This is a genomic window from Rhodococcus sp. WY5 (assembly GCF_018588185.1).
GTDB classification, from domain to species: Bacteria; Actinomycetota; Actinomycetes; order Mycobacteriales; family Mycobacteriaceae; genus Rhodococcus_F; species Rhodococcus_F qingshengii.
This window is the reverse complement of the sequence record NZ_JAAMPR010000001.1, coordinates 617,060-637,934: the sequence shown is the minus strand read 5'-3', so window position 1 is coordinate 637,934 and position 20,875 is coordinate 617,060. Positions and strand designations below refer to the sequence as shown.

Annotated in this window: 24 protein-coding genes and 1 tRNA gene; 12 read left to right on the top strand and 13 right to left on the bottom strand. The window is 62.7% G+C overall.

Annotation, left to right across the window (positions count from 1 at the left end; translation table 11 throughout):
- Window position 1: 1 nt before the first annotated feature.
- The 4 genes from G4D79_RS02880 to G4D79_RS02865 form a co-directional block, all read right to left on the bottom strand.
- A complete protein-coding gene (locus G4D79_RS02880; RefSeq protein ID WP_083059329.1) occupies window positions 2–355 on the bottom strand; it encodes a VOC family protein in 354 nt (117 codons plus the stop codon).
- Window positions 356–431: 76 nt separating this feature from the next.
- Window positions 432–755: a hypothetical protein gene (locus G4D79_RS02875; protein WP_003943496.1), complete on the bottom strand. Its 324-nt coding sequence runs from the start codon at window positions 753–755 to the stop codon at window positions 432–434.
- Between the two features lie 74 nt (window positions 756–829).
- Window positions 830–903 (bottom strand) — tRNA-Pro (locus G4D79_RS02870).
- Window positions 904–957: 54 nt separating this feature from the next.
- Window positions 958–1,926 (bottom strand): metallophosphoesterase, encoded by a 969-nt coding sequence (locus G4D79_RS02865; RefSeq protein WP_003943461.1) that lies wholly within the window; start codon window positions 1,924–1,926, stop codon window positions 958–960.
- 132 nt (window positions 1,927–2,058) lie between these two features.
- On the opposite strand from G4D79_RS02865, the gene G4D79_RS02860 reads away from it, so the two are divergent.
- A complete protein-coding gene (locus tag G4D79_RS02860) occupies window positions 2,059–2,535 on the top strand; it encodes a GatB/YqeY domain-containing protein (RefSeq protein ID WP_003943491.1) in 477 nt (158 codons plus the stop codon).
- A gap of 79 nt (window positions 2,536–2,614) precedes the next feature.
- Here G4D79_RS02860 and G4D79_RS02855 read toward each other — a convergent pair whose 3' ends face one another.
- Window positions 2,615–4,984 carry a transglycosylase domain-containing protein gene (locus G4D79_RS02855; protein WP_003943525.1) on the bottom strand — a complete coding sequence of 790 codons (2,370 nt, stop codon included), beginning with the start codon at window positions 4,982–4,984 and terminating at the stop codon, window positions 2,615–2,617.
- Between the two features lie 291 nt (window positions 4,985–5,275).
- Here G4D79_RS02855 and G4D79_RS02850 point away from each other — a divergent pair, with 291 nt between their 5' ends.
- Window positions 5,276–5,599, top strand: coding sequence for a WhiB family transcriptional regulator (locus G4D79_RS02850; RefSeq protein WP_007732375.1), 324 nt, complete (start codon window positions 5,276–5,278; stop codon window positions 5,597–5,599).
- Between the two features lie 18 nt (window positions 5,600–5,617).
- Here the strand turns inward: G4D79_RS02850 and G4D79_RS02845 are convergent, their stop codons facing one another.
- On the bottom strand, window positions 5,618–6,796 hold the full coding sequence (locus tag G4D79_RS02845; RefSeq protein ID WP_007732380.1) for an ArsA family ATPase: 1,179 nt from the start codon (window positions 6,794–6,796) through the stop codon (window positions 5,618–5,620).
- Window positions 6,796–7,809: an ArsA-related P-loop ATPase gene (locus G4D79_RS02840; RefSeq protein ID WP_037130910.1), complete on the bottom strand. Its 1,014-nt coding sequence runs from the start codon at window positions 7,807–7,809 to the stop codon at window positions 6,796–6,798. Before G4D79_RS02840 ends, G4D79_RS02845 begins: the two co-directional genes overlap by 1 nt.
- 53 nt (window positions 7,810–7,862) lie before the next feature.
- On the opposite strand from G4D79_RS02840, the gene G4D79_RS02835 reads away from it, so the two are divergent.
- From G4D79_RS02835 to G4D79_RS02795, 9 genes are all read left to right on the top strand, one after another.
- Window positions 7,863–8,027, top strand: coding sequence for a hypothetical protein (locus G4D79_RS02835; protein ID WP_003943454.1), 165 nt, complete (start codon window positions 7,863–7,865; stop codon window positions 8,025–8,027).
- Window positions 8,028–8,032: 5 nt separating this feature from the next.
- Complete coding sequence (locus tag G4D79_RS02830; RefSeq protein ID WP_003943508.1) at window positions 8,033–8,503, top strand: RidA family protein; 471 nt, start codon at window positions 8,033–8,035, stop codon at window positions 8,501–8,503.
- Window positions 8,503–9,288, top strand: a complete 786-nt coding sequence (locus tag G4D79_RS02825) for an MBL fold metallo-hydrolase (protein WP_099696745.1) — start codon at window positions 8,503–8,505, stop codon at window positions 9,286–9,288. Before G4D79_RS02830 ends, G4D79_RS02825 begins: the two co-directional genes overlap by 1 nt.
- 126 nt (window positions 9,289–9,414) lie before the next feature.
- Complete coding sequence (locus G4D79_RS02820; protein ID WP_054781769.1) at window positions 9,415–10,890, top strand: 2-hydroxymuconic semialdehyde dehydrogenase; 1,476 nt, start codon at window positions 9,415–9,417, stop codon at window positions 10,888–10,890.
- A gap of 42 nt (window positions 10,891–10,932) precedes the next feature.
- Window positions 10,933–11,706 carry a 2-keto-4-pentenoate hydratase gene (locus G4D79_RS02815; RefSeq protein ID WP_099696932.1) on the top strand — a complete coding sequence of 258 codons (774 nt, stop codon included), beginning with the start codon at window positions 10,933–10,935 and terminating at the stop codon, window positions 11,704–11,706.
- Complete coding sequence (locus tag G4D79_RS02810; protein ID WP_007732394.1) at window positions 11,703–12,155, top strand: RidA family protein; 453 nt, start codon at window positions 11,703–11,705, stop codon at window positions 12,153–12,155. Before G4D79_RS02815 ends, G4D79_RS02810 begins: the two co-directional genes overlap by 4 nt.
- Window positions 12,152–12,673, top strand: coding sequence for a 3-hydroxyanthranilate 3,4-dioxygenase (locus G4D79_RS02805; RefSeq protein WP_003943511.1), 522 nt, complete (start codon window positions 12,152–12,154; stop codon window positions 12,671–12,673). Before G4D79_RS02810 ends, G4D79_RS02805 begins: the two co-directional genes overlap by 4 nt.
- Before the next feature lie 3 nt (window positions 12,674–12,676).
- Window positions 12,677–13,672, top strand: a complete 996-nt coding sequence (locus tag G4D79_RS02800) for an amidohydrolase family protein (protein ID WP_042922846.1) — start codon at window positions 12,677–12,679, stop codon at window positions 13,670–13,672.
- 184 nt (window positions 13,673–13,856) lie between these two features.
- A complete protein-coding gene (locus G4D79_RS02795; protein ID WP_042446679.1) occupies window positions 13,857–15,215 on the top strand; it encodes an MFS transporter in 1,359 nt (452 codons plus the stop codon).
- Window positions 15,216–15,273: 58 nt separating this feature from the next.
- Here the strand turns inward: G4D79_RS02795 and G4D79_RS02790 are convergent, their stop codons facing one another.
- The 6 genes from G4D79_RS02790 to G4D79_RS02765 all read right to left on the bottom strand — a co-directional run bounded on the left by G4D79_RS02790 (window position 15,274) and on the right by G4D79_RS02765 (window position 20,007).
- On the bottom strand, window positions 15,274–16,200 hold the full coding sequence (locus G4D79_RS02790; protein ID WP_003943516.1) for a LysR substrate-binding domain-containing protein: 927 nt from the start codon (window positions 16,198–16,200) through the stop codon (window positions 15,274–15,276).
- Between the two features lie 50 nt (window positions 16,201–16,250).
- Window positions 16,251–17,543 carry a carboxylesterase family protein gene (locus tag G4D79_RS02785; RefSeq protein WP_063315189.1) on the bottom strand — a complete coding sequence of 431 codons (1,293 nt, stop codon included), beginning with the start codon at window positions 17,541–17,543 and terminating at the stop codon, window positions 16,251–16,253.
- 85 nt (window positions 17,544–17,628) lie between these two features.
- Window positions 17,629–18,189, bottom strand: coding sequence for a TetR/AcrR family transcriptional regulator (locus G4D79_RS02780; protein WP_003943459.1), 561 nt, complete (start codon window positions 18,187–18,189; stop codon window positions 17,629–17,631).
- 15 nt (window positions 18,190–18,204) lie between these two features.
- On the bottom strand, window positions 18,205–18,675 hold the full coding sequence (locus G4D79_RS02775) for a nuclear transport factor 2 family protein (RefSeq protein ID WP_007732407.1): 471 nt from the start codon (window positions 18,673–18,675) through the stop codon (window positions 18,205–18,207).
- A gap of 129 nt (window positions 18,676–18,804) precedes the next feature.
- A complete protein-coding gene (locus tag G4D79_RS02770) occupies window positions 18,805–19,479 on the bottom strand; it encodes a Crp/Fnr family transcriptional regulator (RefSeq protein ID WP_003943506.1) in 675 nt (224 codons plus the stop codon).
- A 255-nt stretch (window positions 19,480–19,734) separates the two neighbouring features.
- Entirely contained in the window at window positions 19,735–20,007 is a 273-nt protein-coding gene (locus G4D79_RS02765) for a hypothetical protein (protein WP_019746620.1), read from the bottom strand.
- Window positions 20,008–20,087: 80 nt separating this feature from the next.
- Between G4D79_RS02765 and nth the strand changes: the two genes are divergently transcribed.
- Window positions 20,088–20,873, top strand: a complete 786-nt coding sequence (gene nth / locus G4D79_RS02760) for an endonuclease III (RefSeq protein WP_003943471.1) — start codon at window positions 20,088–20,090, stop codon at window positions 20,871–20,873.
- The last annotated feature ends 2 nt before the right edge of the window (window positions 20,874–20,875 follow it).

The following is a 20,875-nucleotide window of genomic DNA, read 5'->3' as shown; positions in this document are numbered from 1 at the left end:
TTCACCTTCCGGCACTTCGGACGACGCACCACTCGTTTCCCTCGGGATCCAGTAGCACCTGAAAGGTGCCGGCCGGGTCCTGCTGGACAGTACCGACCCGAGTTGCGCCGAGGCGCTCGGCAGCTTCGGTCGCAGCGACGACGTCATCCACACTGACGTCGATGTGTAGACGATTCTTCGTCAGCTTGGATTCCGGTACACGCTGGAAGGTGAGGCGAGTCCATCCTGGAGGGTCGACAAACGCCCACTCCGCGCTCCGCTCCACCGGCTGCCCACCGAGGATTCCGGCCCAGAAGGTCGCCAACTGGGCTGGTGCGGAGCAATCCACAACTACTTCATCGACCTGCCCGATCACCGCTTCACAGCTCCGCTGAATTCGGCTGTCACAGCTGCACTCAATTCGGCTGTCACACCTGCGCTGAATTCGGCTGTCACAGCCAGGGCTCGATCGGCTTCTTCACCCACATGATCTTCTCGTCCGGATGCTCACGCCGAGCTTCGGGACGGTCTGGGTTGGCTGCTGCCCACACGGCTTTCTCGTCGAGCAGTCCGGCCGCGATCGTCCAGGTCTCCCGCGTGCTCGGCGGATTGGCGCCCGCCGCCCGCGCAAGCTTGCGCAGCCGATCGTCGGGCATGTCGAGCAACTCTGCACTACTGATATCGCGATCCCAGGCGAACTTGGCAAGACCGACAGCTTTCTCACGTCGGCTACGGCTCGCCATGTCGTTGTGCGCGAAGTCTGGTTCGGATGCCACGGCTTCACCTTATCGTCAACGAAATCGAGGCCCTCCCGCGTAAGCGGAAGGGCCTCGATTTCTGTTCTTCACTGTCGGGGTGGCGGGATTTGAACCCACGACCTCTTCGTCCCGAACGAAGCGCGCTACCAAGCTGCGCCACACCCCGTGTCGAACCTCGGTTAGCTTACATTACCGAGTCGACTGACATTAAATCCGCAGGTCAGTTGCGTAGAACCGACGCTGGAGACTCTGCGGAACTGTGTGCGGAGACATGCTCCGGTTCGCGCCTGGTCGCCGGAACCAAAGTCAGCAGAGTTGCCTCGGGGCGGCAGCAGAAGCGTGCCGGAGCCCACGGCGAAGTGCCGATGCCCGCTGAGACGTGCAGCTGGGTGTGCGCGCCCCACTTCGACGGTCCCTTGACCCGGGATCGGTCGATCTGGCAGTTGGTGACCAGCGCGCCGTAGAACGGAAGGCACAGCTGACCACCGTGCGTGTGGCCGGCGAGCACCAGGTCGTAGCCGTCGTCGGCGAACCGGTCGAGAACTCGAGGTTCGGGTGAGTGCGTCAGGCCGAGCTTGAGCTGGGCGACGGGATTGGGTGTTCCGGCGACGGTGTCGTAGCGATCGCGCTTCAGGTGCGGATCATCGACGCCGGCGGCAGCAATGCGAATACCGGCCACTTCGAGTTCGCGGCGCACGTGGGTCATGTCCAGCCATCCACGTTCGGTGAACGCGGCCCGCAGATCGCCCCAGGGGAGGGGATCGCCGGTGATGCGCTTGTCCTTGTTGAAGATGTAGCTCAGTGGATTCTTCGGTTTCGGAGCGAAGTAGTCGTTGCTGCCGAAGACGAACAGACCCGGCCGAGCCAACAGATCGCCGAGCGCCTGGACCACTGCCGGGACGCTGCGCTGATGCGACAAGTTGTCGCCGGTGTTGACCACGAGGTCGGGGTCGAGGCCTTCGAGTTCACGCAACCAATTCTGTTTCAACCGTTGGTTCGGCATCATGTGCAGGTCGCTGAGATGGAGGACCCGCAGCGACGACGAACCGGGCGCCAGGACTGGCATCGTCACCTCACGCAGTGCAAATGCATTGCGTTCGATGCCGGATGCGTACCCGATCCCTAGTGCAGCGGCGCCCGCGGCACCAAGTGCGGTGCGGGTCAGATTGGTGCGGAACTGGGAAGACACCTCTCAAGGATACGGGTGTGGCGTTCTTCTGCGTCGCTCTCGCTGCCTTTTACAGCTATTCCACAGAGAATTGTGTCCGGGCGGAGGTAACTATCGGCACGCTCGAAACGCCGAGCGCGTAGCGTTTCCACCATGTCCGACACGACACCATCGCTCAAAGCCACCCTCCGAACCGACATGGTTGCATCCATGAAGGCGAAGGATCCGCTACGTACAGCCACCCTTCGGATGCTCATGGCAGCCATCCAGACCGAAGAGGTTGCCGGTAAGGAAGCACGGGTCCTCACCGACGAAGAAATCATCAAAGTCCTTGCAAAGGAATCGAAGAAGCGCGGCGAATCGGCCGAGATCTACACCGAGAACGGCCGCGGTGAACTTGCCGCGAAAGAGCGCGCCGAAGCTCAGATCATCGACGAGTACCTGCCGACGCCGTTGACCGACGCCGAACTCGTCGACGTCGTCGACACCGCCCTCGCTCAGGTGTCCGAGGAGCTCGGTGAGCGTCCGGGTATGCGTCAGATGGGCCAGGTCATCAAGGCCGCCAGCGCGCTGGCCAAGGGCAAGGCCGATGGCGCACGTATCTCTGCAGCAGTGAAGTCCCGCCTGTAGAAGCGCGCCACCGGAAACCGAAAACGGCCGCGAACTCCGAGTCACTCGGAGATCGCGGCCGTTCTTGTTTTCAGGGCCGTCAGTTCGGTGGGGTCCCCGCAGGCGGTGCGGGTTCGCCTCCCGGCGGAGTCGCATCCGGGGGAGTCGCGCCCGGTGCCGGAGCTGCTGGAGCTGCCGGGGATGCGGGTGCTGCCGGAGCCCTTACGGACCCGTCACTGATGTAGATCGTGACGGTCGAACCCGGGATCGCGGACCCGGACGGCGAAACTCCGGTGACCGTTCCCGCCCGTGCTCCGGATGCCGTGGTCACGGAATTGACCGTGAAGCCGGACGCCTGCAACCTCGACGTCGCCGCCGACTGGCTCAGGCCGACAACCTCGGGAACCTGGCCGTTCTGTGATCCCCGTGCGTACTTCTCGTCGATCGGGGGCAGCGAGGTGGGCCCGAAGTTGTTGGCGACCGGGTTCATTGCCGCGAACCAGGATCTCGCCGGTTCGGTACCGCCGTACAGGTTGCCGCTGTAGCAGGGGCGTAGCGGGCTCGAGCAGATCTCGCCGGGTGTCGGGGAGTCGCCGAAGATGTAGACGGCCGCAGCGAGGTTGTTGGTGAAACCGAGGAACGCCGAGGACTTGTGGGTCTCGGTGGTACCCGTCTTGCCCGACATCGGCAGGCTCCATCCGGCGCTGCTCGCGGCACCGGCAGACGTACCGGCGCCGACGTCGTCACGGCTCATGGCGTTGGCGAGTGTGTCTGCCAAGCCGGGCTCGACGACCTGCTCACAGCCCTGCTCGGTGACGGCCACGGGCTTGCCGTAGCGGTCGAAGACCGAATCGATGGGACTCGGCGGGCACCACTTGCCGTGCGAGGCGAGAGTGGCCGCGACGTTGGAGAGTTCGAGCGGGTTGATCCAGGTGGGGCCGAGGGTGAACGAACCGAGGTTCTGTTCCTTCTGGAAGTCGGCCATGCTGCGCTCGTCGAAGCCCGAGGTGTTGGGATCGGCGTACGAGCGCATGCCGAGACGGACAGCCATGTCGACGGTCGGCGTGACGCCGGTCGCCTCGATGAGCTTGACGAAAGCGGTGTTTGGGGACTGTGCCAGGGCGTCGGTCACGGACAGCGTCGGCGGATAGTTGCCGGCGTTCTCCACGCAGTACGTCGAGACCGGGCAGCCTGCCGCACCACCGCTACCCATGCCCTTGGCTTCGAAGCGCTTGGGCACGTCGAGGGTCGCGTTGATGCCGAGGCCCTTCTCCATCGCCGCAGCGGTCGTGAAGATCTTGAAGACGGAACCCGCACCGTCACCGGCAAGGGAGTACGGCTGCGCCTGGACGGTTTCGTCGGCGTCGGCATTGAGTCCGTACGTGCGACTGCTGGCCATCGCGATGACCTTGTGTGAATCCTGGCCCGGCCTGATCACGTTCATCACGTTCGCGATGCCGTCGAGGTTGGCGCTCGCGTTCGCGTTCAGTCCGGCCTTGGTGGACGCCTGGACCTGCGGATCGAGAGTGGTCTTGATGAGGTAACCACCCTCGTTGATCTGGTCGCGGGTGATTCCGGCATCCGAGAGGTACTTCAGTGCGTAATCACAGAAGAATCCGCGATCGCCTGCAGCGATGCAGCCGCGCGGCAAGTTGTTGGGGGTTTCGAGGACGCCGAGGGGCTCTTCCTTGGCTGCACGGAACTCGTCGGCACGATCCGGAATGTTCGTGATCATGGTGTCGAGCACGGTGTTACGACGCTCGGTCACGCCCTCGACGTTCGTGTACGGGTTCAGCGCGGAGCTGGACTGAACCATGCCGGCCAGCATCGCGGACTGCGGAACGGTCAGATCTGCGGCGTCGACGCCGAAGTAGGTCTGAGCCGCGTCCTGAATGCCGAAGGATCCGTTGCCGAACGGTACGAGGTTGAGGTACCGGGTGAGGATCTCGTCTTTCGTGAGTTCCTTGTCCAGCGTCAGCGCCATCCGGATCTCGCGGATCTTTCGGGCCGGGGTGGTCTCGATGGCAGCGCGGCGCTCGGCATCCGTCTTGGCCACGACCAACAGTTGGTAGTTCTTCACATACTGCTGATCGAGTGTCGACGCGCCCTGCTGCACTTCACCGGTCGTCGTGTTGGTGAGGAAGGCGCGCAGCGTTCCCTGCCAGTCGACGCCCTTGTGGTCGGGGAACCGGCGGTCCTCGATGGAGACGATCGCCAACTTCATGTTGTTGGAGATCTTCTCGCTCGGGACTTCGAAGCGTCGTTGGTCGTACAGCCAGGCAATGGGATTGCCTGCCGCATCGACCATGGTGGACACCGCGGGGACCGTGCCTTCGACCAGTTCGGCCGAGACGTTGTCGACGGTATCGGCAGCGCGATTGGACGCGAATCCGAATCCGCCGGCCACCGGGAACATCACCCCTGCGACCAGGACACCCGCCAATGCGGAGCTTCCGGCGAGCTTCGCCACTGTTTTTGCAATCGACACGATCTACAGAGTACGTGTGCCCACCCATTGGAACCGGTTTCAGTGTTTTGCGGGTGTTCAAAACCTCCTGAACACGCGCTTTGTACTGCCGTACCAAAAAATGCTCCCGACCGTCTTGCGTTAGGGGCGTTCTTTACCTAAATTGTGATCAGTGTGATCGACGTAACACTCGATCACGAATGTGTCTCAGCTTTCACGTGCTACCGCGAGACGGCTGAGATGGTGCGCTGCTCGCCTCATGGCGACGGTCAGACTTTGTAGAGGGGACCCAGAATGTACACAGCCACCCCGAGTAGCCGTTTGGACATCGAGCAGGCCGAGGCACGAATTGCCTGGGTAACTCAGGCGCGATGCCGCGAGGTCGATCCCGACCAACTTTTTGTTCGTGGCGCCGCACAGCGCAAGGCAGCCACCATCTGCCGTCACTGCCCGGTCCTCATGCAGTGCGGAGCAGATGCTCTCGACAACCGTGTCGAGTTCGGTGTGTGGGGCGGAATGACCGAACGTCAGCGCCGTGCACTGCTCAAGCAGCACCCCGACGTCGACTCCTGGTCCGAGTTCTTCGAAGACCAGCGCCAGCATCACTCAGCAGTCTGATCCAGGTCGATCGGGGGATCAGCCCTTACGAGTGAGCTGATCTCCCACCGCGCGCAGCGCCTCGAGGTCCGAGACCTCGAACGGTAGCGACGGAACACCGATCAGCGGCACCCTCGGGTGAGCTGCGGTGAATCGACTCAGCAAGGCGATTTCTCGCTTCGCGATCACTGCCCGATGGGCATGGATGCGGAGAACGGCTGCGGTGAGGGCCTCGGCCTCGGTCGCATTTTCCTTCGCTTCCAGTTTGTCGGCGGCGGTCACCGCATGATCGGCAGGCAGAGCCGTCAACGTCGGGTGAGTGCGGTTGAGAACCAGACCGGCCAACGGCATCGAGTCACCCGCAAGGCGATCGACGAAGAACGCCGCCTCACGGAGAGCGTCGGGCTCGGCCGCTGCGATCACCAGGAAATGAGTCCCCGGCTGACGCAGCAACTCGTAGGTCTTCGTGGCGCGTTCACGGAAACCGCCGAACATCGAGTCGAGCGACTGCACGAATGCCGATGCATCCGAAAGCATTTGGCTTCCCACGATGGTCGAGACACCCTTCAGGGCCAATCCCATCGCGCCGGCCACGAGCCTGGTCAGGCCACGGCCGGGTGCCGAGAGCAGCCGGATCATCCGTCCGTCGAGGAATGTTCCGAGCCTCTGTGGAGCGTCGAGGAAGTCGAGCGCATTGCGCGACGGCGGGGTATCGACGATCACCAGATCCCACGCGTCGTTCGACGCCAGCTGCCCCAACTTCTCCATCGCCATGTACTCCTGCGTTCCGGAGAACGATGTGGCAACGGTTTGGTAAAAGGGATTCGCCAGGATCTGCTCGGCCTTCTCAGGGCTCGAATGCTCGATGACCATCTCGTCGAAAGTCCGACGCATGTTCAGCATCATCGCGTGGAGTTCGCCCGTGGCCTCGGGACCCAGCTTCACCGGCTGCGGAGTGTTGTCGAGTTCGGCCACACCCAAGGCCTGTGCGAGGCGACGGGCCGGATCGATGGTGAGGACGACTACGCGTCGGCCCTCTTCGGCTGCCCGCAACGCCAGCGACGCAGCCGTCGTGGTCTTGCCGACGCCACCTGCGCCGCAACACACCACGATCCGGGCCGTCGGGTCCTTGATGATCGCCGAAATATCGAGGGCAGGAGCTGCGCGTCGGCCGGTCCTGGAACTGCCGACCGTCACGTTCTCGGTGGTCTCGGTCATCACACGCCCTGTTCCGTGAGGTATTCGGCCAGCTCGTAGAGCCCACCGAGATCGACGCCGTCGGCGAGTGCGGGAAGTTGCACCCGCGCGCCGTCGATCTCGCGGAGCTTCTCCGCACTGGATTCTTGAGCTTCGAGCACCGACGCGTGCTCGATCGTCTCGGTGAGCAGGCCGGCGAAGTCGTCGTCGGACAGATCGATGCCGACATCGGAGAGCGTCGACCGGATCGAAGCTGCATCGATGTTGCCGGCTGCAGCACCGGAGAGTTGGTCTTCGGGCAAGAACCTCGGGCTGGCGCGGTTGACGATGATGGCACCGAGGTTGAGGTCGTCACGCGCCAGTTCTGCGGCGGCGTCGGCGGTTTCCTGAACGGGCAGCGCTTCGAGAAGCGCAACAAGATGTACGACGGTCTCCGGCGAGTGCAGCAGCCGAACGACGCCTTCACTCTGCGAATGCACCGGGCCGCCCTTGGCGAGGTCGGCCATCGCCTTGGTGACGTCGAGGAAGCTTCCGATCCGCCCGGTCGGGGGAGCATCGACGACAACGGCGTCGTACACGCGTTTGCCGGTTCGATCGGTGCGGATGACGCACTCCTTGATCTTGCCGGTGAGCAGAACGTCGCGAAGGCCTGGAGCGATTGTGGTGGCGAATTCGATGGCGCCGAACTTACGCATCGCCCGGCCGGCGAAGCCGAGGTTGTAGAACATTTCGAGGTATTCGAGGAACGCGGTCTCGATGTCGACGGCCAGAGCCATCACTTCACCGCCACCTTCGGCGGCCGCGACCTTGGTCTCCTGCGGTGGAAGCGGTGGTACGTCGAAGAGCTGCGCGATTCCCTGGCGGCCCTCGACCTCCACGAGGAGAACGCGCTTGCCGCCTTCGGCCAACGCGAGCGCCAACGCGGCGGCAACCGTGGACTTACCGGTTCCGCCTTTACCTGACACAAAGTGCAGGCGGGCCTTCGTCGCAGACTCGGGCCAGGTCCTGCTCAGCTCATCTTGGGATGCAACCACACCGCGAGCCTATAAGTCTGGGGCCGAAGATGTACGCGGGATAGGCTCACCGCATGAGCGAAATAACTTCCTGGGAATACACCGTGACTCCGTTGCTGGTCCACAATCCGAAGGCAATTCTCGACAACTGGGGTGTCGACGGCTGGGAACTCGTCGCCGTCCTGCCGAGCGCGTCGGGCGAGCAGCACGTCGCGTACATGAAGCGTCCGAAGGGCTGAATCACATGGCAGAGGCAACACAGACCTGGTCGGAGCGTCTCGCCGAACTGGGCATTGCACTTCCCGCCGTCGCGGCACCCGTCGCTGCGTACGTTCCCGCGGTTCGCAGCGGCAACCACGTGTACACGTCGGGTCAGCTCCCGTTCGTCGACGGAAAACTGGCGCTGACCGGCAAGCTCGGCGCGGGCGTGTCGGATGAGGACGCCAAGGCCGCGGCTCGCACCTGCGCGCTCAACGCTCTCGCTGCCATCGACGCCCTGGTCGGCATCGACAACGTCGTTCGCGTTGTCAAGGTTGTCGGCTTCGTGGCATCCGCCGAAGGATTCACCGGTCAGCCCGGCGTGATCAACGGCGCGTCCGAATTCCTCGGTGAGGTGCTCGGCGACGCCGGTATTCACGCCCGTTCGGCAGTCGGCGTGGCAGAACTTCCCCTCGGCTCTCCGGTCGAGGTGGAACTGATCGTCGAAGTTCGCTGATGTCGACGGTCCATCCCGCCTACGCGCAGCTTCGCCGCGTCACCGACATCGCTTCGGTCTTGCTCGAGAACAATCCGGGCATGATGACGCTGGACGGTACGAACACTTGGATTCTGCATGCTCCGGGCAGCGTCGAGTGTGTTGTCGTCGATCCAGGCGACAACGACGAGGAACACCTGCAACGTGTCGCTGGTATCGGTCCGGTAGCGCTGACCTTGATCACGCACCGGCACTACGACCACACCGGCGGGGTGGACCGTTTCCACGAATTGACTTCGGCTCCAGTGCGTTCCGTCGACCCAACTTTTCTTCGCGGGGGCGCTTCGGCGCTTGTCGACGGTGAAGTGATCGTGGTAGCGGGCCTGAAGTTGCGGATCCTCGCGACGCCGGGCCATACCGCGGACTCGGTGTCGATAGTCATCGAGAACGATGCGAGCGTGCTGACGGGCGACACCATTCTGGGCCGCGGCACGGCAGTTCTCGACGACTCCGACGGCGATCTGGGGGACTACCTCACCTCGCTGCGATCGCTGGCCGCACTCGGCGAAGGACTGACGGTTCTTCCCGGGCACGGTCCGGACCTACCCGATCTGCAGGCGATTTCGCAGCAGTACCTCGCCCACCGCGAGGAGCGTCTGGATCAGGTGCGGGCCGCTCTGTCGACGTTGGGCGAGTCGGCCTCGGTGCGCGACGTAGTCGAACACGTCTACTCCGACGTGGACCCGAAGTTGTGGCCGGTCGCGGAGAAATCCGTCAACGTGCAGTTGGCGTATCTGCGACGCTGAGGCGCTCGGCGCCGACATGCAGAGCTGAGTTGTGTGGCCGAACTGCCGCCGTCTATGCCGATCGAGGTATAGCTGGCGGCAGTTTTTGCATTTGTTTGATATGGGTCACGGGCCAATAGTTAGTCCATGACCTCACAATGCGACGGATGGATCCGCAATTACGTGGACGGCTCCTATGTCGAACCCGACGAGTCGTCGAGCTTCGATCAGGTCGACCCAGCAACGGGCCGTGTTCTCGCCCGGGTCCACGAGGCCGACAAGGCCCTGGTCGATCGGGCCGTGACCTCTGCCAGACGTGCTCTGGACAACGGTTGGGCCGATACGCCGGTTCGAGAGCGGACGGCTCTGCTGCGACGCGCCGCCGACCGGATCGAGGAGCGATTCGAAGAGTTCGTCGCCGCAGAGATGGCGGACACCGGCAAGCCGATCACGCAGGCACGCGAACTCGACGTCGCGCGCGCCCTGACGAACTTCCGCACCTTCGCCGACATCGTCGCCGCGGCGGGACAGGAATCGTTTGTCACGGACCTCGCGGGCGGCAAGCAGGCGCTGAACTACGCGATCCGCAAGCCGCTCGGCGTCGTCGCCGTGATCGTTCCGTGGAACCTGCCGCTGCTTCTCCTGACCTGGAAGGTTGCGCCCGCGCTCGCGTGCGGAAACTCCGTGGTGGTCAAACCTTCCGAGGAAACCCCGGCGACTGCGTCGTTGCTGGCCGAGGTGCTCGAAGAGGTCGGCCTGCCTGCCGGCGTCTACAACGTCGTCCATGGATTCGGTGCGAACTCGGCCGGCGAGTTCCTCACCACGCACCCCGGTATCGACGGCGTCACCTTCACCGGATCTTCGGCAACGGGTTCGCATGTCATGAAAACCGTTGCCCCGCGGGTCCGTCCGGTCTCGTTCGAGCTCGGCGGCAAGAACGCCGCGATCGTGTTCGACGACGTCGACATCGACGAGGCTCTGACGGGTCTGACCAAGTCGGTGTTCACCAACACCGGCCAGGTCTGCCTGTGCACCGAGCGGGTGTACGTGCACCGCAGCATTTTCGAAAACATCGCCGGTGGACTCGTCGAGCGGGCAGCAGGACTGCGTCTGGGCGACCCGACGCTCGATGCAACGACGACCGGACCGCTCATTTCGCAGGCACACCGGAAGAAGGTACTCGACTACTTCGAGATCGCCGAGCAGGAAGGCGCGAAAGTGCTGACCGGCGGCGGTATTCCGGACCTCGGACAGGAACTGTCGGGCGGATCCTGGATCGAACCCACCCTGTGGACTGGCTTGACCAACAAGGATCGCGTCGTGCGTGAGGAGATCTTCGGACCCGTCGCAGCACTCATTCCGTTCGAGACCGAAGCCGAGGCAATCGCCCTCGCAAACGACACCGAGTACGGCCTTGCTGCCTCCGTGTGGACCAACGACCTGCGCCGCGGACACCGCGTCGCGCAGAAGATGAACGTCGGAATCTCCTGGGTCAACACGTGGTTCACCCGCGAACTGCGATCTCCCTTCGGCGGCATGGGCCTGTCCGGCATCGGACGTGAGGGCGGCGAGTCCTCGCTGCACTTCTACACCGAACCGACGAATGTATGTGTGCAACTGTGAACATCGAAACCGCAAAAGTTTTCCAGAAATGAGCGAGGCGTGATGACAGCCCCCGAAGACACCGTATCCGCGCTCGCGCGTCGCCTCGACGACGCTGCGCAGACTCGCACCGACACCCCGAGCCTCGCCGACGAACACACCATCGACATCGACCAGGCCTACCGGATCCAGAACGAACTCCTCGAACGGCGGACCAGCCGTGGCGAATCGATTGTGGGTATCAAGCTCGGTTTCACAAGCCAAGCGAAGATGGCGCAGATGGGTGTCTCCGAAGTGATCGTCGGTCAGTTGACCGACGCGATGTGCGTGAGCAACGGCGGCGAAGTCGACCTGAGGACGTTCATTCATCCCAAGATCGAACCCGAAGTGGCATACCGCCTGTCGAAGGACGTCGATCTCGACGATCCGAACGTCGACATCGAAACCTGCGTCGACGCGCTGGCTCCCGCAATGGAGATCATCGACTCGCGCTATCGCGACTTCCGCTTCACCTACACCGACGTCGTCGCTGACAACACCAGCGCTGCCGGGTACGTGATCGGGAGGTGGCTGCCGCTACAGAACGTCGAAGACCGTTCCGTACGTATGGAAGTCGGCGGCGAGACGGTAGTCGGTTCCACGTCGGCCATTCTCGGCGATCCGGTGCGAGCTCTGCATGCACTGCTCGACATCGCTCGTCGACGCCGAATCCCGTTGCGCGCCGGGCAGGTAATTCTGGCCGGTGCCGCCACAGCAGCTGTGCGACTCGACGAGGGCGTCGCACAGTGCACGATCGACGGACTCGGAACCGTCACGGTGAAAGGTGTGAAGCGATGAGTGGGGCGCAGGTCATCGAGAAGCTGGCGAAGCCGCGCGGAAAGTTCCCCCACGTCAAGGTGGTCGGCGATTTCGTCTATGTCTCCGGGACCAGTTCGCGTCGACCCGACAACACGTTTGTCGGCGTCGAGGTCGACGAGATGGGGACCACGGCGCTCGACATTCGGGCGCAGACGCGTGCCGTCATCGAGAACATCACGGCGATTCTCGCCGAAGTGGGCGGAGAACTGAGTGATCTGGTTCAGGTCACCTCCTACCTGGTGTCGATGAACGACTTCGGCGGATACAACGAGGTGTACGCCGAACTGTTCGACGAAAACGGTCCGACGAGAACGACTGTGGCTGTTCACCAGCTGCCCCACCCTCACCTGCTCATCGAAATTTCCGGCGTGGCGTACGTGCCCGCCTCCCGACGCTCGGCGTCCGAAGATACGGAGAATGCATCATGACCACGATTCCTCCCGTCATCGACTTCAAGAAGTGGATCGACGACAACCGCCACCTCCTGCAGCCGCCCGTCAACAATCAGACGATGGCGCTCGGAGACGATTTCATCGTGCAGGTCGTCGGCGGCCCCAACCAGCGGACCGACTACCACCTCGATCCGTACGAGGAGTGGTTCTACCAGCTCGAAGGCGACATCCACGTCAATGTCATGACCGAAGACGGTCCTCAGCGCGTCGACATTCGCGAGGGTGAAACTTGGTTGCTGCCAGGAGACATTCCGCATTCGCCGCAGCGTCCCACCGCGGGCTCGATCGGCCTGGTCATCGAACGCGTCCGCAAGGAAGGCACGCTCGAGAAGTTCCAGTGGTACTGCCTCGAATGTGATCACAAGATTCACGAGGTCGAACTTCAGGTGCGCGACATCGTGGCCGACCTTCCGCCGGTGTTCGTCAAGTTCTACGAGAGCGAAGAAGCCCGCACGTGTGACAAGTGCGGCACGCTCCATCCCGGCAAGGGCTGAGCTATGAGCAACCTGATCGACATCCACACCCACTACGTGCCCAACGGGTGGCCGGATCTGACCGAAGACGCGGGGCCGCAAGCGCCGTGGCTGAAGGTCGAGTCGGAAACCGAAGCAATGATCATGATGGGCACCAAGGAGTTCCGTCGCATCCAGTCCGATGCCTGGGACGCCGAGGTGCGGCTTCGGGACATGGATGCCGACGGCGTGCAGACGCAGGTCGTCTCACCTACTCCGGCGTTCTTCAACTACGGCCGGAGCGGTGAGCAGGCAAGTCGCATTGCACGGATCTTCAACGACCTCGCACTCGAGATCGTGGAGCCGGCGAAGGATCGGTTGATTCCCTTCTGCCAGGTGCCTCTGCAAGACACCGACGCGGCGTGCCGTGAGTTGGAGCGGTGCATCGCGAACGGGCACCGCGGTGTCGAGATCGGCAATCATGTCGGCGATCTGGACCTCGACAGCGAGGGCGTGGTGACGTTCCTGCAGCACTGCGCGTCGCTGGACGTGCCGGTATTCGTGCACCCGTGGGACATGGCCAACTCTCCGCGCCTCGATCGCTGGATGGCGCAGTGGCTCACTGCGATGCCGGCCGAAACGCACCTGTCGATACTCGCACTGATTCTCGGTGGGGTGTTCGACAAGATCGACGATCGTCTCAAGATCGGATTTGCGCACGGTGGTGGATCTTTCGCGTTCTGGTTGGGACGGATGGAAAACGCCTGGCACGGCCGCAACGACATCATCGGTACGTCGCAGTTCCCGCCGTCGCACTACCTGGGAAGGTTCTACGTGGATTCCGTCGTCTTCGACGAGCGTGCGCTGCGACTGTTGGTGGACACGGTGGGGGTGGACCGTGTGATGGTGGGTAGTGATTACCCGTACCCCTTGGGGGAGCGTCCGGTCGGTGAGGTGGTTCGCAAGAGTGAGTTCTTGGACGATACTGCGCGCCAACTGATTTCGCGGGGGAATGCCGAACGCTTCCTGGGTCTCGTCTGAGGCCCCGGCTATACCTTTTCCGGTATGGCGGACGGTGAATTCGGCATTTGTGAGTCATGTCTCGAGCGAGCACAATTCCAAACACAACGATCGACGACGCTCGTGATACCGACAATCCCGAAGACGGGGTCGGTGACTACAGACTTCATCGTCCGCCTGCCCCATCCAATCGATAGGTTCCGCGATGTCAGACAAGATATCCAACAGCACTACGAGCGACGGAAAGCCGTTGCCGGAGAAAGCGGCCCGTAGCCGAGTTGCCATGGCAACCCTGGCCGGCACAACTCTCGAATGGTACGACTTCTTCCTCTACGGCACAGCCGCCGCGTTGATCTTCAACAAACAATTCTTCCCGAGCCTGAGCCCCACGGCCGGCACGCTGGCTGCCTTCAGCACCTTCGCCGTCGGGTTCATTGCACGGCCGGTGGGTGGACTCGTGTTCGGGCACTTCGGTGACCGGATCGGGCGCAAGGCCACGCTCGTGGTCTCATTGGTGATGATGGGCATCGGGTCCACACTCATCGGCCTCATCCCGAACTACGACTCCATCGGTTTCTGGGCGCCCGTCCTCCTGGTGGCGATGCGCGTCGTTCAGGGCATCGGTCTGGGCGGTGAAGGCGCCGGCGCGACACTTATGTCGATGGAGCACGCGCCGGCGGGGCAGAAGAATCTCTATGCAGGTTTCCCTCAGATGGGCACACCCGCCGGACTGGTTCTCGCCAACGGCATCTTCCTGACGACCAACGCCGTGATGTCGGACTCGGCATTCGCTTCGTGGGGTTGGCGAATCCCGTTCCTGCTCAGCTTCGTTCTGGTGGCGATCGGTCTGGTGATTCGCCTGCGCGTCACCGAGTCGCCGTCATTCGCCGGGATCATGGAGAAGGGCGAAATAGTCCGCTTCCCGCTGCGTGAGTCGCTCAAGGTCGGCTTCCCCCGTTTGTCTCTCACGCTTGCCGCGTGCTTGGCGAACTCCGCCGTGGCGTACGCCTTCATGGTGTTCACCCTGTCGTACGGAACTCAACATCTGGGCTACGACAAGCAATTCCTGGTGCTCAGCGTGACCGCGGCAGCAGTCCTGTGGTTCCTTTCCATCCCGTTCTGGACAAAGATCGCCGACAAGTACGGGCGTCGGCACATGTTCATCGGCGGATCTGCCGCAATCCTGTTGTGGTGCATCGTGTTCTTCCCGCTCCTCAACACCGAGAACAAAATGGTCGCCGTCATCGCGTTCCTGGGCATGGGCCTGATCGTTCCGGTCACACATTGTGTCCAGGGCAGCATCATCGCCGATACCTTCCCGGCCAAGGTCCGCTATTCCGGCTCGTCTCTGATCCTCCAGAGCGGTGCAATTCTCGGCGGTGGACTGGCACCGATGATCGCCACGGCTCTGCTCGACGCCACCGGATCTTCGGTCGGTGTGACCTGGTATCTCGCCGGGGTGTGCACGATCAGCCTGGTCGGCGCCATCGCACTGTTCAAGATTGTCCCCGATTCGTCGCGGGGCTTGGAGCACGAGGAGATTCGCGTCTCCGAAAACGCCTGAGTCCTGGTTGATCCGACATCGGCCCGTTCCCTCTGGAGGGAACGGGCCGATCGGCGTTTCACGGTCGCATGAGCTCAGTTGCAAAGGACTCCAGCGTCGCGATCAGGGCCTGCGCGGACGGACTCGACGTGCGAGTCGCCGACGAGGTGATGCCGACGCTGTGCCCGATCGGATCGAGTGTGATGGACAGGGTGGTCAAGCGCGCATCGTCGCGGGGGATGAGGCTCGGTAGTACCGCGATCATGTCGGTCTCGACCAGTAGCTGACGCACGGTGAGGAAAGAGGTTGCCTCGACCCGATTTTCGGGCAACGGCAAGCCGTTGCGGGCGAAGAACTCCTCGAGTTCGCGGCGGAGCACTGTCTCGACCCCGGGAAGGATCCAGGGGAAGCCGCGTAGTTCTTCGAGTTGGACGTCCTCGCGGTGAGCGAGCGGGTGATCTACGCGGGTGACGAGTTCGACGGATTCGGCGTAGAGGTTCCGTCTTGTCGCGGTGTCATCGGTAGGTGAGGTGAGCCGGCCGACGATCAGGTCGATTCGGCCCGCTTCCAGATCGGTGAGCAACTGCTCTGGCGTACCTTCGCGCACGACGACGGTGAGCAACGGGTGGTGAACCTTCAGGCGCGCGATAGCGCCGGGAAGCAGCACGTTGGATCCGGCGAGATGTGTTCCCACGATGACGGTTCCGCGATTGGCGTCGGCAAGTTCGACGACGTGTCGCCCGGCTTCGGTCAGCTGCGCGATCACGGCCCGTGCATGAGTTGTGAAGGCCTCGCCGAAAATGGTCGGGGTGATGCCGCGAGGGCCGCGGTCGAAGAGCGAGACGCCGAGAATGGACTCGATGTCGTGCAGACTCCGAGTCGCGACAGGTTGCGTGATGTGAAGTGCGGCAGCGGCGCCGACCACACTGCCCTGACGGCTCAATGCGTCGACGAGCAGGAGATGGCGGAGTTTGAGTCGCCCGTCGAGGAGCTTGGGCATGTCCATGGAGCAATCCTAGACGGGATTTCTCCGGGTGGGTAGGCGCCCGAAGTTGCTCAGGAGAAGGTGATTCCGATCGATTGGGACGAGGTGTACTTCTCCCAGGTTTCGCTGCTGTCCGGACTTCCCGTGTGCGCAAACGACGTCCAGTGCCGGCGTATCCGACGGCCCAGTGCGTCGATGCTCTGCCAGTCGCTGCTGCCCAGCATCGGTGAGCCCTGCCAGGACTGCTCGGTTCCCAACACGAAGGGTAGTTCTATGCAGTGAGTTGCTCCGAAGACGTCGTCCGTCGGTGCCCAGTCGAAGCGGTACGTGTACACCGACGCGCCGGCCGCTGTGAAGGTCTCGGCCAGCTCCATTGCCGGTTCGGCAAACATGTTCTGTGTCAGTGCCTTTTCGGCGACGTGTTCGGGATCGGGTACTCCCGCTACGTCGCGCACGAAAGCAGATCCCTCCTCTCGGGTGTATCCCACGATGACGTCAGGCGCTGTTTCGAAAGTTCGGATCACCGGTTCCAGTTCGGAGATCGGCGCGAAGGGCGGTTGCACGACATTGGGGGACCGCCGGCTGAACTCGACAGCCGTGCCGCGGAATGCGTCGAGAATGTGGGAGAGCGGTGCGGTCCGAGGATCTCCGTCGAGCAGTCGGGCAAACGTCTCCCCGTTCTCGATCGCGGCAGCCTGCGTGAAGTTGAGGTCCGGCCGTGGGGTGCTCTGCAGAATTGCTCGATGGAACAGGGTTCGAGAGTTGTTACTGCTCAACAGATTCACAATGGAATGGGCGCCGGCCGACTGCCCGAATACGGTGACCGAGTCTGGGTCGCCGCCGAATGCCTCGATGTTCTCGCGCACCCACTCGAGCGCCGCGATCTGATCGTGTACCCCGAGATTGCCTTCGCTGACGCCGTCGAGGAGGAGGTATCCGAGCACGCCGACGCGATAGTTGACCGACACCACGACGACGTCGCCCTCGGCTGACAAAGCGCCGCCGTCGTACCAGGGGAGTGAGCCGCCGCCACTGGAGTACCCGCCACCGTGAAGCCACACCATCACCGGGCGATGACCGGTCAGCGACGGGGTTGTGACGGTGACGGTGAAGCTGTCCTCGCTGTGCCCCGGTTCGGGGAGCGGTGGCCCCATGATGCGTTCGAGTCGTGAAGGTGGTTGGGGGAAGACCGTTCCAAGCGCTGTGGCGTCGAAGACGTCGGAGAACGGTTCCACCGGTCGCGGCTTCTCGAAGCGCGGTGCGCTGGCGTAGGGGATCGCACCGAAGTAGTAGGAACCGTCACGCTTTCGGCCGCGGACCTTCCCCGAAGGGGTGGATGCGATCACCGTCTCGAACGAGGGCATGGGTTCCTTTCTTCTTGTGCATGCTTTTTCGAGCATGCCAGGTGGATGCCGCGGCACAAATGCCTTTGTGGTCGTGCGGTATGCGTTACGGCGTGAGTGCCTGTACCAGTCGATCTTCGAGTCGCGTCGTCACTCGGCTGTATACGGAACCGTCGTCCAGGGCCCGGGACATCACGATCGCCCCTTGGATCCCGGCCACGGCTTCTTCGGCGAGTCCGATGGAATCTTCGGCACCGACGAGTGCCGCCTCGAGAGCCGCTGTCCATTCGTCGAAGTATGTTCGCACCCTGGCGCCGAAGCGGTTTCGCTCTTCACCGAGTGCAAATGCGCCGAACAGGCAAATGCGTTGCCCTGACCGAAAGTAGTCGCCCGCGGTAGCGAACATACTCTGGATGCGCTGCCTCGGTGGAACCGATTCTGCTCGAAGAGGTTCGAAGACTTCGCTGCGAAACCATCCGTCGACCTCGTCGAGCACCGCCTCGGCCATCTCTTCCTTCCCGCGCGGAAAGAAGTTGTAGAGACTGCCTTTGCCCAAACCGGTGTGTTCGGTGATGACGGCCAGGCTTGCTCCGTCGAACCCGTAGGTTCGAAACACGTTCGCGAGAGCGGGAATCGTGTCCGAGCGTTCAGCTACCTGTCTGGCCATGGATTCATCCTTTCATCACAGACCCAACTCGCTCAGGCCCGGATGATCGTGCGGGCGTGGTCCGGTCGGATCCCAGAAGAACTTTCGCTCGGACTCCTCGATGGGAACGTCGTTGATGCTGGCATGACGGTGGTGCATGAGTCCGTCGGCGTCGAATTCCCAGTTCTCGTTGCCGTAGGAGCGGAACCACTGCCCGTCGTGATCGTGCCACTCGTACGCGAATCGCACTGCGATGCGGTCGTCGCTGTGTGCCCACAACTCTTTGATCAACCGGTAGTCCAGTTCGCGGGTCCACTTCTCGGTCAGAAGTTCGACGATCTCGGATCGGCCGGTCACGAACGTCGACCGATTACGCCACCAACTGTCCGGCGTGTAGGCCAGTGACACCTTGTGCGGGTCGCGGGAGTTCCATCCGTCCTCGGCGAGGCGGACCTTCTGGACGGCAGTTTCGTGAGTGAAGGGCGGAATCGGTGCTCGGACGGTCATTGCGGGGCCTCTCGATCAGATATGTACCTATCGGTACAGACTTTACCGATAGGTACAACAAGAGTCCAGTGAACGACTTCGGCCGCCCCCACAGAAGCGGGAGCGGCCGAAAGAGTCGAACAGGAAGAGCTAGCGCGCGCGACGAGCGAGGCGCTCGGAATCCGAGATCAGGACGCTCTTGCCTTCGAGGCGAAGCCATCCGCGGTGTGCGAAATCGGCGAGCGCCTTGTTGACGGTCTCGCGGGAAGCGCCGACGAGCTGGGCGATCTCTTCCTGCGTGAGGTCGTGAGTGACGCGCAGGGCGCCACCTTCCTGAGTGCCGAAGCGCTGCGCGAGCTGCAGGAGCGCCTTGGCGACACGGCCGGGAACGTCCGTGAAGATCAGGTCGGCCAGGGTGTTGTTGGTACGACGCAGACGGCGGGCGAGAACGCGCAGAAGCTGCTCGGCGATCTCGGGGCGCTGCTGGATCCATGCCTTGAGAGCGTCGCGGTCCATGCTCACGGCGCGAACCTCGGTGACGGTCGTAGCCGTCGAGGTGCGGGGGCCGGGGTCGAAGATGGACAGTTCGCCGAACATGTCGGACGGGCCCATGATCGTCAGCAGATTCTCGCGACCGTCGGGTGAGCGTCGACCGATCTTCACCTTGCCGGACACGATGATGTACAGGCGGTCACCGGGTTCACCTTCGTTGAAGATGACATGTCCACGGGGGAAGTCGACGGGCTGCAGCTGCTTTGTCAGCGCCGCTACCGCTGAGGGCTCGACTCCTTGGAAGATGCCGGCTCTTGCCAGGACGTCGTCCACGTGCGCTCCTTGTTGGGATTTGTTCGTTTGTGGTGTCATTTTTGCGCTATCTATCTTTGTACCCTCGCTGTGCACAAACCGTCGTACACAGGCTCAGCCCTCATGAGTGAGACACTGTGTCCAATGCAATCTGTGTTCAATGCAACAGGTACGGCATCGAAGTCTACGTCCCGTTAGCTCGCGACGAGTGATTGATGCCACGTAAGAGCCGAAAATTCTTCCGGAATCCGCTGCGGTGACTACTTTGTATGGCCGTCAACTTGCCCGTTGTGTCCGGATTTCGCCCAGGCTGGCGCTCTCGGGAGCCTCCGACTGACGGCCCTTACGCTTCCGGTGGAAGCGGGCGAACGCATGGGGAAACCCATCGCTTGCCAGGCGGGCGACGTCGTCGTGACTTGCCTGGTCGAGGAAGTCTTCTACTTCATGCTCTTGGACCGAGAGCCGACGCAATCGCCCTTCGACTCGTTCCATCGCCAGGGCAAAGAGCATAAGCAGTAGCGGAAAGAGAATTACTGCGAGTCCTTGCATAGGGGGAAGTAAACACGTCGAAGGTCTCAGAATCGACACGACGGAGTCTCCACTCATGTCGTATCCGTACAGTTGTCTGAGTGCAGACCACCCCGACAGGCAGTTCAGAGCAGCGGAAGAAACCGCGTTCGGGGGGTGCGCGGAAGGAAGAATCACACCTCGGATTGGTACGCCGGGCGCGTCGGATGAATCGTGAGCTCGCTGTGGCTTTCCCACACGTGTACTGCGAACTCGACTTCACGACTCCGTTGGAACTGGCAGTGGCGACAATCCTGTCGGCGCAATGCACCGACGTCCGCGTCAACATGGTCACGCCGGCACTCTTCGCCCGTTATCCCGACGCAAAGGCATACGCGGAAGCCGATCGGACCGAACTCGAGGAGTACATCCGCTCCACCGGCTTCTACCGGAACAAGACGACGTCGCTGATCGGACTCGGTCAGGCGCTACTCGAACGCCACGACGGGCAGGTCCCGAACAAGCTCGAAGATCTGGTGAAACTCCCAGGCATCGGACGCAAGACCGCGAACGTCGTGCTGGGCAATGCCTTCGACATTCCGGGAATCACCGTCGACACCCACTTCGGTCGGCTCGTGCGTCGGTGGAAGTGGACCGAGGAAGAAGATGCCGTCAAGGTGGAACACGCCGTCGGGGCACTGATCGAACGTAAGGAATGGACTCTGCTCTCGCATCGCGTGATCTTTCACGGCCGACGGGTCTGCCACGCGCGCAAGCCCGCATGCGGTGTGTGTGTTCTGGCCAAGGACTGCCCGTCGTACGGTCTCGGCCCGACCGACAAAACCGAGGCCGCGGCCCTGGTGAAAGGCCCCGAGACCGATCATCTGCTCGCCCTGGCAGGGTTGTGATC